We start from the raw sequence: 11,638 nt of genomic DNA, 5'->3' as shown, positions 1-11,638 counted from the left end.
CGCGCCCCACCACCCCGCCCACCAGCGGGGGGCGGGGCGGGGCGGGGGGGGAGACCCCGTGTCGGGCGCGCCGCCGCCGCGGGCCGGGCGCCCCCCCGCCCCACGACCGTGCCTGCTCGTCTACCACTTGGTGACGCGGACGGTCTCCCCGTACCCGTCGGCGCCGAGCACCTCGATACGCACTCCGGCCGTCGCGTCGGTGAAGGACTGGCCGGTCCAGAAGGGAGCGTCGTCCAGCGGCCGGCAGCCGGCCGCCGGGGTGGCGTCCGGCTTCGCGTCGACGACCTGCACGGGGCCCTGGCCGGTCTGGACGGAGGTGTCGACCTTGTAGACCAGCGCGCCGGTCGAGCAGACGCCGCCGTCGGCCTGGACCGCGCGCCGCGACTCGACGACGTACGCGGTGGTGGGGCCCGTGCGGACGACCGCTGCCTTGGTGCCGCTGCCGTACTCGACCGCCGTCAGGTGCACGGTGTCGCTGCCCGCCGAGGCCCGGCACACGACCTGGCCGTCCGTGATCCAGCCGAGCTTCCAGGACTGCCAGGCGAAGTACTGGGAGCCGGGCCCGCTGATGAGCCCCATCACGTCCCAGCCGGCGACGTAGCGGTGGACGTCGGTGCCGGTGAAGGCGTAGAGGTCGGGCAGTCCGAAGGTGTGGCCGGTCTCGTGCGCGACCAGCTTGGGCCCCCAGTGCCACATGTCCTGCCCGAAGGTCACGGCCCACTTCAGCAGCGTGCCGTCGGCGCGGACGCCGGCGGTCCCCGGGTCGTGGATGTAGGTGGGCGTGAAGGAGATCGCCGAGGCGTTCCGGGTCGGGACGACGTACACCATGTCGTAGCGGGAGAAGTCGACGTACGGATCCGCCGCCGTGACCGCGTCCCTGATGTACGCCTCGTGGGCCTCGTAGGTCAGGCCGCGCGCGAAGCCGTAGTCGGTGGAGGCGTGCGGCATCCGCACCCACTGGCGGTGCTGGCTGATGGCGAGCCAGACCTTTCCGTAGGAGGCGTTCCACAGCCAGTCGGCGCCCGGTGTGATCTGGGCCGCGTCGTCGGCGGGGGCTTCGGTGGCCGGCGCGTCGGGGAAGTCGACGAAGATCATGCCGACCCGGACGGTCCCGGCGGGGCGCTGGAAGACGGACCAGTCGGTGTCGTGCCCCTCGTCCGTCCAGCCGGTGGTGCCGCGCAGGGCGCAGGCGGAGGCCGGGTCGGCCGTGGTGGCGGCGGCGCGGGCCGGGTGGAGGCCGGCCAGGACCAGCAGCAGAGTGGCGAGCAGGGGTGCCCAGAGCGCGGCGCGTCGGGGAAGACGTGTTCTCAAGCGACCGTCCCTCTCTTCGAGTTGACGCATGCGCAGTTGACGCATGCGATGTATGCCGTGTGACATTTCACATAGCTTGAAGGGGCGGGAGGGTGTCCGGAAGCTGTCGCCGGTCCATAACATCCGCGCATGGACCTGGAGGTACGCCATCTGCGCGTGCTGTGCGCGATCGCCGAGGCGCGCAGCCTCACCCGCGCCGCCGCCGCTCTCGGGACGACCCAGCCCGGGCTCAGCGCCCAACTGCGCCGCATCGAGGCCATGCTGGGCGGGGTGCTGTTCGACCGGGGGCGGGCCGGGGTCGTCGCCACGCCCTTCGGGGAGCTGGTCCTCGACCGGGCCCGCGCCGTCCTCCCCGGCATCGACGGCCTGATCGCCGACACCGCCCGGATGGCCCGCCGGATGTCGGCCTGCGACCGGATCCGCATCGGCTCGGTCGGCGCGCCCCTGCTCGGCCGACTGGTCCTGGCCGTCAAGGCGCTGCTGCCGGAGGCCGAGGTGACGGCGCGCTGTCAGCACTCCCCCGTCACGCTGCTCGACGAGCTGGCGGCCGACCGGCTGGAGGCGGCGATCCTCGGCGACCACCCCGGCCGGCGGCTGCCACCCCGCGACGGCGTGGTGCTCCACCCCCTCGCCACCGAACCGGTCTTCGCCCTGCTGCCGGCCGCTCATCCGCTGGCCCGCCTCGACGAGGTCCCGCTCGCCGCGCTCCTGGACGAGGACTGGGCGGTGCCCCGGCCGGACGGCGACGGGACCCGCGAGTACTGGTCGTCCGAGTGCGCGGCGGCCGAGCGGCGCCCGGACTCCCCTGCCGGGGCGCGCCCGTACCCCGGCACCGGAGCGCAGCCGTACTCCCCTTACGAGGCGGAGGGACGCCCGCTGATCGAACTGGTCCGCGCGGGTCTGGCGGTCAGCCTCTGCCAGGCCACCTTCGCCGAGGTCCCGGGCACCGCCGTACGCCCCCTGGCCGGAAGCCCGCTCTGGTACCGCCACGTGCTGGCCTGGCACCGCGACGGCCCGCTCGCGCGCCACGGCGACGCCATCCTGCGCCGGCTCACCGCCGGTTACGAGGAGACGTGCGCCGCCGCCCCCGCGTACGCGCGGTGGCGCGCCCGGCATCCGCTGGATGCTGATGGCCCCCAGTGAGACCACAGGGCGACACCAGGACGGCGGCGGGCACCGCGACCGGCCCGGACGGGCGCCTCCGGCCCCTGGCTTCGCCCGGACGCACCGTCCGCTTGGTGCCGTTGCGCGACGGACACTAGCGTCCGGTCCAGGACAGGATGCCCGCTGTCGCCCGTAGGGGGCCCGTAAGGGGATCGCCGATGACGCACGAACGGCGCCGCCGCGCACGCACAGCCGACGACGAGGCCGACGTCGTCGTGGTCGGTTCCGGCTTCGGCGGTTCCGTCGCCGCGTACCGGCTCGCCGCCGGCGGGCAGTCCGTCGTCGTGCTCGAGCGCGGCAAGCCGTATCCGCCCGGCAGTTTCGCCCGGACTCCCGCGGCCATGGCCCGCAACTTCTGGGACCCCAGCGAGGGCCTGCACGGACTGTTCGACATCTGGTCCTTCCGCGGGCTCGAAGGAGTGGTCTCCAGCGGCCTCGGCGGGGGCTCGCTCATCTACGCCAACGTCCTGCTGCGCAAGGACGAGAAGTGGTTCGTCCACGAGTCGCCGCTGCCCGGCGGTGGTTACGAGAACTGGCCGATCAGCCGGGCGGACCTCGACCCGCACTACGCCGAGGTCGAGCGGATGCTCGGCGCCACGCCGTACCCGTACCGGGACACCCCGAAGACCATGGCCATGCGGGAGGCCGCCGACCGCCTGGGCCTGCACGTGTCCCGGCCGCCGCTCGCCGTCTCCTTCGCCGCGGACGGCGGGGCCCCGGTCCCCGGCGCGCCGCTGCCCGAGCCGGCGTACGGCAACCTCCACGGCCTGCCCCGCGAGACCTGCCGGCTCACCGGCGAGTGCGACCTCGGCTGCAACTACGGCGCCAAGAACACCCTGGACCACACCTACCTGTCGGCCGCGCGCCACCACGGCGCCGACATCCGCACCCGCTGCGAGGTACGCGGCTTCGCGCCCCGCCCCGGCGGCGGGTACGAGGTCCGGTACGTGGTCCACGACCCGGCCCGCGAAGGTCACCGCACCCCCACCGGACGGCTGCCGCTGCACCGCATCCGCTGCCGGCGCCTGGTGCTCGCGGCCGGCGCGTTCGGCTCGACGTTCCTGCTGCTGCGCAACCGTGCCGCGCTGCCCGGCCTCGGTTCGGCCCTCGGCAACCGCTTCTCCGGCAACGGAGACCTGCTCGGCCTGGTCCTGAAGGCGACCGGCGGCTCGGCGGGCAGCGGGCCGCGGACGCTCGCGAGCAGCACGGGACCGGTCATCACCAGCGCCATCCGCGTGGGCGACGCACTCGACGACGACGGCTCGACCGGCCGCGGCTACTACGTCGAGGACGCCGGCTACCCGGCCTTCGTGGACTGGCTCGCCGAGGCCGCGCAGGTCCCCGGCGACCTGCGCCGCACCGCACGGTTCGTCCTGCAGCGGCTGCGCTCCCGGCTCGGCGGCGGACCGCGGAGCAACATCAGCGCCGCGCTCGCGCTGCTCCTCGGGCCCGCCGTCTTCTCCGGCTCCTCGCTGCCGCTGCTGGGCATGGGGCGGGACGTCCCCGACGGCCGGATGAGCCTGCGCCGCGGCTACCTCGACGTCGACTGGACGACCCTCACCTCGCGCGCCTACTTCGAGCGGGTGCGGCGCACCATGGCCGACGTGGCCGGGGCGCTCGGCGGCGAGTTCCACGACAACCCGCTGTGGTGGAGCCGCCGGGTGATCACCGTGCACCCGCTGGGCGGCGCACCGATGGGCCGGCACCCGGCCGAAGGGGTCTGCGACGCCTACGGCGAGGTGTTCGGCCACCCGGGCCTGTACGTGCTCGACGGCGCCGCCCTGCCCGGCCCGGTGGGCGCCAACCCGTCGCTCACCATCGCCGCCTGTGCCGACCGCGCCTGCACCCGGATCCTGGAGCAGCCCCGCCCGCCGCACGCCGCCGCGACGAGCCCCGAGCCCACGACCGCGACCGCCGCCATCGCCTCGGCGGTGGACGGCGAGCGGCCCACCAGCCTCTCCTTCACCGAGGAGATGAAGGGCTATGTCGCGCTCGACGTCACCGACCCCGAGGAGGGGCGGGCGCTCGGCCGGGCGCGCGGCCAGCGCCTGATGTTCCGGCTCACGATCACCGCGGACGACGTCGACCGGTTCGTGGCGGACCCGCGCCACCAGGCGGGCGCGGCCGGCCACGTCGAGTGCGACGTGCTCGGTGGCCGGCTGCCCGTCGAGGCCGGCTGGTTCAACCTGTTCACCCGTGACGGCGACCCGTCCCGGCGCCGGATGCTCTACCGGCTCCACCTGCGCGACCCCGGCGGAAGTCCGCTCACGCTCGTCGGGCACAAGGACGTCCACGACGACCCGGGCCTCGACGTGTGGAGCGACACCTCGACCCTGTACGTCCGGATGCTCGCCGGCCACGTTCCGGAGGGCGAGGACGCCCGGGCGCCCGTCCTCGCGGCCGGCGTCATCGTCATCCTGCCCGCCGACTTCGCCCGGCAGCTGACCTCGTTCCGCGCCTCCGGGCCGCATCCCGCGCGGGCGCTCACGAGCTTCGGACGCCTGTTCCTGGGCGAGTTGTGGGACGTGTACGGCTCCCGCGTCGCCCCGGACGGGGAGCGCCGGTGAAGACCCGCGAGCTGCGCCGGCACGCCGACGAACTCGGCTTCACACCGCAGGACCAGGTGCGCTGGCTGGCCCCCGGCGAGCTGGCCCGTACCGCGGTCAAGGTCGTCCTCGCGGACGTGTTCGCCGGCTACGCGGACAAGCGGGAGTTCCAGAAGGTGCTGGAGGCGGACCTCCTCGCGGCCCCGCTCGGGCGGCCGGACGCGCGGGAGCTGTGGATCGACTACGTGGCCGACCTCGGCGACGGCTTCGACGCGACGGCCTCGGTCGCCTTCGCCGTCGCCGCGGAGGAGCTCGGCGTCGCCACCGCCGCGCCCGGGGCCGCGTCCCCGGCGCCCGGCACCGCGCCGCTCCGGCTCCCCCGCGGCTCGCTGCTGGTCCTGGGCGGCGACGAGGTCTACCCGACGGCGTCGGCCACCGGATACGAGGACCGCATGAAGGGCCCCTACCGGGCCGCCCTGCCCGCCCTGCCCGAGGCGGCCGACCCGCCGCTGATGGTCGCGCTGCCCGGGAACCACGACTGGTACGACGGGCTGACCGCGTTCCTGCGGATGTTCACGCAGACCCGGCCGATCGGCGCCTGGCAGACCCGGCAGGCCCGCAGCTACTTCTGCGTCCGGCTGCCGGAACGCTGGTGGCTGGTCGGCCTGGACAGCCAGCTGGGCTCGTACTTCGACGACCCGCAGCTGCGCTACTTCGAGGAACACCTGTCGGCGAACCTGCGCGAGGGCGACGGCGTGATCATCTGCTCGGCCGAGCCGACCTGGCTGAAGAGCGCCGACCGGGACGTCGACGCCTTCAACGCCCTGCACTGGTTCGACCGCAACCTCGTCCGTAGCCGCCTCGACCCGCACACCGGAAAGCCGGTGCCGACGGGCGCCTCGGTCCGGCTGTGGCTGACCGGCGACCGCCACCACTACGCCCGTTACGCCGAACGCCTGCCCGGCGACCCGCCCGGCGCCGGGCCACCGCCGCCGGACCCGCGGCGGCGCCAGATGGTGACCTGCGGGCTCGGCGGCGCCTACCTGGCGGCCACCCACCGGCTGCCCGCCGAGCTGCCCCTGCCGCCGCGCGGCTCGCGGCTGCGGGACAAGGACGTTCCGCCGGTGGCGTACGCCCGCATGGGCGGGACCTACCCGGACGCGGCCGCGTCCCGGCGGCTGGCCCGGCGCATCGCGGTGCCGTGGTCGGGGCGCTGGCTGCCGTGGCGCAACCTCGGCTTCGCGAAGCTGGCCGCGGGCGTGCACGCGGTGCTCTTCCTCCTGACGAGCTTTCTGTTCGCGCTGTCGCGGGGGGTGCTGCGGCCGGTCGACGCCGTGCGCAGGGCCGGTCTCGGCGACTTCTGGGGCTTCGGCGCGGTGTGCCTGGCCGTGGCCGCCGGGCTCCTGGCGCTCGGGTTCCTCAACCGGCTGCTGCGCCGGCGGCGGGCAGCGCCGCCGTCGGGCCCGGCGGTCGCGGCGCTCGGTCAGGCCCTGGTGGCGCTGGTCGCGCTGGCCGTGGCGGTCTCCCTGCCGTTCCCGGCGTCCTGGGACGGGTGGGCGGTGCTGTTCGTGTGCCTGGCGGTCGCGGCCGTCCTGGGCGCGGTGCTCGGCTCGGGGGTGTTCGCGCTGTGGGTGCTCTCCGCGACGGGCGGCGAGGCCGCGGACTGGCAGATGTCCGGTCAGTCCGTCGAGGACCACAAGGGCTTCCTGCGGCTGCGCATCGCACCGGGCGGCGACCTGACCCTCTATCCGCTGGCCCTCGACACCGTGTGCCGCGACTGGGAGCTGCGCGAGGCCCCGAACGGCGGGAAGCGGCCGGTGCCCGCCGTCCCGCCGGCCGTACGCCTGATCGAGGACCCCGTCGTGATCTCCCGGGGAGCGTGACCGCCATGACCGCCACACCCGAACCGAGCCCGCCGCCCCGGCCGACCGACGGCCCGGCGGACGAGCCGCCGCCCCGTCGCGATCACGTCACCGAGGTGCGGCCGCTGACCGCGCTCGACGGACGGCCGCTGACCCTCGTCCACGTCCGGGGCCGCCGCCCGTCCACCCGCGGCCCGGTGCTCGTCGTGCACGGCGCCGGGGTGCGGGCCGAGCTGTTCCGGCCGCCGCTGCGGCGCACCTTCGTCGATGCCCTGATCGACGACGGCTGGGACGTGTGGCTGCTGAACTGGCGCGCGTCGATCGACCTGGACCCGGTGCCGTGGACGCTGGACCAGGCGGCGGCGTACGACCATCCGGCGGCGGTGGCGCACGTCCTGGAGGCAACGGGCGCGGACCGGCTCAGGGCCGTGGTGCACTGCCAGGGATCGACGTCCTTCATGATGGCGCTGTCCGCCGGGCTGCTCCCCCAGGTGGAGACGGTGGTCAGCAACGCGGTGTCGCTGCACCCGGTCGTGCCCCGGCTCTCGGTGTTCAAGATCTCCCGGCTGGCGCCGCTGATGAGCCGCTTCCTGCCCGCCGTCTCGCCGGCCTGGGGCGACCGGCCGGCGGGCCCGCTGTCCCGACTGATCGTGGCGTTCGTCCGCGCCACCCATCCGGAGTGCCGGAACTCGGTGTGCCGCATGGTCAGTTTCACGTACGGCGCCGGCTGGCCGGCCCTGTGGTCCCACGCCAACCTGGACGAGGCCACACACGACTGGATCCGCGGCGAGTTCGCCGAGGTGCCGATGACCTTCTTCGCCCAGATGAACCGGTGCATCCGGGCCGGGCAACTGGTCTCCACCGAGGGCATCGAATCGCTGCCGCCGGCCTTCGCCGACCGCGCGCCGCGGACCGACGCGCGGATCGCGCTCTTCGCCGGCGAGGACAACCGCTGCTTCCTCGCGGAGAGCCAGGAGCGCACCTACGACTTCCTGAGCCGGCACCGCCCCGGCCGCGACGACCGCCTGCACCTGCTGCCCGGCTACGGCCACCTCGACGTGTTCCTGGGCCGTGACGCGGCGACCGACACGTACCCCCTGATCCTCGAGGAGCTCGCCCGATGAACCGTATGAACGGGATTCTGCGCCTGGCCCGGCCGGTGCTCTCGGCCGTGCCCTCCCGGGTGCCGCGGCGGCAGCGCCGGCTCGCCGGCCGGCACGCCCTGGTCGACGACATCCCGTTCGTGCTGCCCGTGGACTCGGTCGACACGCCGGCCCTGATGGCCGGCTTCACCGTCGACCGCGCGGCGGCCGCCCGGCTGCTGCCCGGCGACGAACTGCACCCGCTGGCGCTCCCCGGCGGGAAGGGGCTGCTGCTCGTCACGGTCGTCGACTACCTGCGGACGGACATCGGGCGGTACATCGAGTTCTCCATCGCGATCGCCTGCACGCACGGGCCGCGCCCCGCCCCGCCGCTGCTGCCGGGGCTGCTGCGCGGTGCGTTCCGCACCGGGCAGTACGTCGTGGACCTGCCGGTGAGCAGCGAGGTCTCCGTCAAGGGCGGAAAGGGCATCTGGGGGATGCCGAAGCACCGGGCGAGCCTGGACTTCAAGGTCGGGGACACGGCGGTCTCCAGCCAGTACGAGGTCGACGGCCGGCTCGGGATGTACATCGAGATCGCCCGCCCGCCGGCGACGGCGCTGCCGCTGCGGGTGGGCGCCGTCAACTACTGCGCGTTCCGCGGGATGCTGATGAAGTCCTCCGTCTACCTCGACGGCCGGGCCGACGTCGCCGTCGGCCGGAGGGCCCGCGCCCGGCTCGTCGTGGGCGACGCGCCGCGGGTCGCCGCGCTGCACGGCCTGGGGATCGCGGAGGACCCGCTGTTCACCGTCTTCCTGACCGGCGCGCTGGGCGTCCTCGACGACCACTTCGAGTGCTGGTTCCTCACCGGCACGGAGCCGGGCCGGACGTACGGGGAAGGTCTCGGCAGCATCGTCGGCCTCGGCCAGTCCCAGGAGTGGCCCGAGCCCCCACGCCTCGACGTGGGGGCCGGGCCGTGACCGGCGCCCGGCCGAACTCCGCCGCGGCCGCCTCGATCCGCCCGCGGCGGCGTGAGCTCAGGCGTGGGTCAGGGTGCGCTCCAGGAGGGAGAGCAGGCGGTCCCAGTGGCGCTTCGCACCGGAGGGGCTGAAGGCGTCGGTGTCGGACATGGTGAAGCCGTGGACGGTGCCGGGGTAGACCTCGCAGGTGTCGCCGGCCCCCGCGGCGTCCAGGGCCTCGTACAGCTCACCGGCGATCTCGGGTGTCATGTCGCCCTCGGCGATGCCGAGATGGACCTCGGCGGCGAGCGTCGGCACCAGGCGGTGCGGGCTGTCCGGCGCGTCGGTGACCAGGAAGCCGGGGTGGAAACCGGCGACGGCGGCCACCCGGTCCGGGTGGGCCGCCGCGGTGCGCAGCGCCAGGAGGGAGCCGATGCAGTAGCCGGTCACGGCGACCGGTCCCGCGCCGACCTCGGGCTGGGCGGCGAGGAACGTGAGGTAGGCGTCGGCGTCGCGCAGGGAGCGTTCGGTGGTGACGTGCTCTTCCAGCAGGGGCATCAGCTGGGCGAAGAGCGCCGGCCGGCTCTCCTTCCCGATGTATTCGGGGAGTTCGACCACCGGTGCGGGGCCCTGCCGGTAGTAGAAGTTGGGCACGAGCACGTAGTAGCCGTGCCCGGCCAGTTCGCGGGCCATCTCCCGCAGTCCGGGCCGCAGGCCGAAGGCGTCGGGGTACATCAGCACCGCCGGGTGCCGCTCGCCGTCGTCGGGAAAGGCGGCGAACGCGTCGGCCTGGCCGTCCGCGGTGGGAATCAGCAGCGTCCTGGTGGGCATGGGATCTCCTGTCGTCGTCGATGTGCCGAGCTCGTCATCAACGCGAAGGAGGCGGCGCCCGCGCGACAGCGCGCGGCCCTCGACCGGACAGCGGGCCCGCGGCCCGTACGGCGCTCAGCGGAGCACCGGGTCACCGATCCGTGTGTGGCGCGAGGCCGTCCCGGCAGTCATACCCCCAACCTAGTCCACTGGACGACGAGGGTGAAACAGCAGCCGGGCACGGCCCGTTGCCCGAACGAGCCGCGGGAGTGCGGCACAGCGGTCGGGCGTGACGGGGGGCCGGGAACACGGCCGCGCCCCCGCCCCCCGTCCGCTTTCCCACCACGGCCCGCGCCGCCTACTTGCTGATCGCGAAACGCATCAGGGCGTGCTCGTCGCCCTGCTTGACCTTCCCCGTCACGTTGATCACTTCGAGCTTCCACGCGCTGCCGACCCGCATCGCCTTGGCCACCGCGCAGCCGTTGTCCTGCGTCAGCAGGCTGGGCCAGATGTCGGCGACCTGCTGGGAGCTGCCGCCGGTCGCGTCGTAGACCTTGAAGCTGATGTTGCGCGCCTTCTGGAAGGAGCTGCCCTTCTTGTACGCGGCGGCGACGAACACGATCGACGTGATGTGGGACGGGATACGGGCGAACTCGACGGTGATCGTCTCGTCGTCGCCGTCCCCGTGACCGGTCTGGTTGTCGCCGCTGTGGACCAGCGAGCCGTTGCCCATGGGGTCGAGCGAGTCGAGCCCCGCGAGCCGCACCGGGTCCGCGCCCTGCATGGCGACGGCGATCAGGTCGAGGTCGGTGCCGGTCTTGCGGCGCAGCTTGCCCAGCACTCCGCCGGCGCTGCCGCCGGTGGGGTCCCAGGAGACCCCTATGGACAGGTGGGTCACTCCGTCCAGGTCCGCCGGGCCGTCTTCCTTCGTGAGCGTGATCATGCGCGGGTCATCCTTCTGTCGAAGCCTCTACGACACGCAGAGTGTGCCCAGCCCTTCGGCGGTTCCCCCTCGGGACGAGGTAAATGACGATGTGATCGCGGCAGGACGCCTCCTAGCGCCGTTCGTCGGGACCGACGAGGTGGAGGAAGCGGTCGGCGAGGCCGTGCAGCCACGCGGCCCGCTCCGTGGCGATCTCCTTCAGCCGGGCGGTGTCGCTGCGGGCGACGAGATGGCCCATGTAGCGCTCGTTGAAGCGGGCGTACTCCTGGTGCAGGGTGCGCAGCGCGTCCACCGCCGCTCGCTCCCGTACTCCGACGAGGCGCGCGAGCGGGGCGGTGAACTGCTTCCAGCGGCCTTCGACGGCCTGGCGGAGCAGCGCGTCGAGCTCGCCGGCGCGGCCGATGACGCGCAGCAGTTCGTCCGGTTCGAGGCCGAGGGCGTCCGCCAGCATGAGGGTCTGCCGGTCGGTTCCGTTCCAGTGGTGGTCGTTCTCGGCGCGGGCGTAGTCGCGCACGTCCATGCCGACGCGCTGGGCCAGCCGCTCGGCGCTGAACTGGCGGGCCAGGCGGTGCTCCCGCAAAGACCTGGGCCGCAGGTCCATGAGCACCGGTACGGGGCACCACAGGGCGTCGGCCAGCGCGAAGAGTTCGGCCTCCGACGGCGCGACCGTCCCGGCCTCCCAGCACATGAGGGCTTCTACCGGGCGGTGCACCCCCAACTGAGCGATGGCTGCGATGACTTGTTCGGGAGTCAGTCCGATGCGGAGGCGGGCGGCCCGGGCCTGGGCGGGCGAGAAGGGAGGGCGAGAGGGGTGGGAGGGGTGGGGCGGGCGGGACACGTGCGGATCACCTCGGTGGCGCTTCCCGGAGCGGCGGGCTCCGGGAAGCGGGAGCGGGTCGGCGGGCCGTGGCGGGCGGCGGCGCGGGGGGGGCGGCCAGAAGGGGAGAGAGGGGGGGATGGGGAG

The 11,638-nt window shown here is 74.3% G+C and carries 9 protein-coding genes; 5 read left to right on the top strand and 4 right to left on the bottom strand.

Annotated features, from left to right (window positions below):
• Positions 1–120: 120 nt before the first annotated feature.
• Positions 121–1,311 carry a M6 family metalloprotease domain-containing protein gene (locus ACWEV0_RS34495; protein ID WP_453153761.1) on the bottom strand — a complete coding sequence of 397 codons (1,191 nt, stop codon included), beginning with the start codon at positions 1,309–1,311 and terminating at the stop codon, positions 121–123.
• A 129-nt stretch (positions 1,312–1,440) separates the two neighbouring features.
• Here ACWEV0_RS34495 and ACWEV0_RS34490 point away from each other — a divergent pair, with 129 nt between their 5' ends.
• The 5 genes from ACWEV0_RS34490 to ACWEV0_RS34470 all read left to right on the top strand — a co-directional run bounded on the left by ACWEV0_RS34490 (position 1,441) and on the right by ACWEV0_RS34470 (position 8,942).
• On the top strand, positions 1,441–2,454 hold the full coding sequence (locus ACWEV0_RS34490) for a LysR substrate-binding domain-containing protein (RefSeq protein WP_453153760.1): 1,014 nt from the start codon (positions 1,441–1,443) through the stop codon (positions 2,452–2,454).
• Between the two features lie 179 nt (positions 2,455–2,633).
• Positions 2,634–5,042, top strand: coding sequence for a GMC family oxidoreductase (locus ACWEV0_RS34485; RefSeq protein WP_453153759.1), 2,409 nt, complete (start codon positions 2,634–2,636; stop codon positions 5,040–5,042).
• Entirely contained in the window at positions 5,039–6,904 is a 1,866-nt protein-coding gene (locus ACWEV0_RS34480; RefSeq protein WP_453153758.1) for a hypothetical protein, read from the top strand. Before ACWEV0_RS34485 ends, ACWEV0_RS34480 begins: the two co-directional genes overlap by 4 nt.
• 5 nt (positions 6,905–6,909) lie before the next feature.
• Positions 6,910–8,007, top strand: coding sequence for an esterase/lipase family protein (locus tag ACWEV0_RS34475; RefSeq protein WP_453153757.1), 1,098 nt, complete (start codon positions 6,910–6,912; stop codon positions 8,005–8,007).
• Positions 8,004–8,942 (top strand): acetoacetate decarboxylase family protein, encoded by a 939-nt coding sequence (locus ACWEV0_RS34470; protein WP_453153756.1) that lies wholly within the window; start codon positions 8,004–8,006, stop codon positions 8,940–8,942. The genes ACWEV0_RS34475 and ACWEV0_RS34470 overlap by 4 nt, the downstream gene beginning before the upstream one ends.
• Positions 8,943–8,999: 57 nt before the next feature.
• Here ACWEV0_RS34470 and ACWEV0_RS34465 read toward each other — a convergent pair whose 3' ends face one another.
• The 3 genes from ACWEV0_RS34465 to ACWEV0_RS34455 form a co-directional block, all read right to left on the bottom strand.
• Positions 9,000–9,752, bottom strand: a complete 753-nt coding sequence (locus ACWEV0_RS34465) for a dienelactone hydrolase family protein (protein WP_453153755.1) — start codon at positions 9,750–9,752, stop codon at positions 9,000–9,002.
• Positions 9,753–10,089: 337 nt separating this feature from the next.
• Complete coding sequence (locus ACWEV0_RS34460; protein ID WP_453153754.1) at positions 10,090–10,674, bottom strand: TerD family protein; 585 nt, start codon at positions 10,672–10,674, stop codon at positions 10,090–10,092.
• A 112-nt stretch (positions 10,675–10,786) separates the two neighbouring features.
• A complete protein-coding gene (locus tag ACWEV0_RS34455; protein WP_453153753.1) occupies positions 10,787–11,362 on the bottom strand; it encodes a helix-turn-helix domain-containing protein in 576 nt (191 codons plus the stop codon).
• Between the last annotated feature and the right edge of the window lie 276 nt (positions 11,363–11,638).

Source organism: Streptomyces sp. NPDC003943 (genome assembly GCF_053605265.1).
Note: the sequence above shows the minus strand (reverse complement) of the source record. Positions and strands in the feature narration are given on the sequence as shown.

Excerpts from the sequence above, each read along its gene's own strand:
- ACWEV0_RS34485 (WP_453153759.1), top strand. The coding sequence starts at position 2,634 with ATGACGCACGAACGGCGCCGCCGCGCACGCACAGCCGACGACGAGGCC.
- ACWEV0_RS34460 (WP_453153754.1), bottom strand. The coding sequence starts at position 10,674 with ATGATCACGCTCACGAAGGAAGACGGCCCGGCGGACCTGGACGGAGTG.
- ACWEV0_RS34470 (WP_453153756.1), top strand. The coding sequence starts at position 8,004 with ATGAACCGTATGAACGGGATTCTGCGCCTGGCCCGGCCGGTGCTCTCG.
- ACWEV0_RS34465 (WP_453153755.1), bottom strand. The coding sequence starts at position 9,752 with ATGCCCACCAGGACGCTGCTGATTCCCACCGCGGACGGCCAGGCCGAC.
- ACWEV0_RS34455 (WP_453153753.1), bottom strand. The coding sequence starts at position 11,362 with ATGTGCTGGGAGGCCGGGACGGTCGCGCCGTCGGAGGCCGAACTCTTC.
- ACWEV0_RS34475 (WP_453153757.1), top strand. The coding sequence starts at position 6,910 with ATGACCGCCACACCCGAACCGAGCCCGCCGCCCCGGCCGACCGACGGC.
- ACWEV0_RS34490 (WP_453153760.1), top strand. The coding sequence starts at position 1,441 with ATGGACCTGGAGGTACGCCATCTGCGCGTGCTGTGCGCGATCGCCGAG.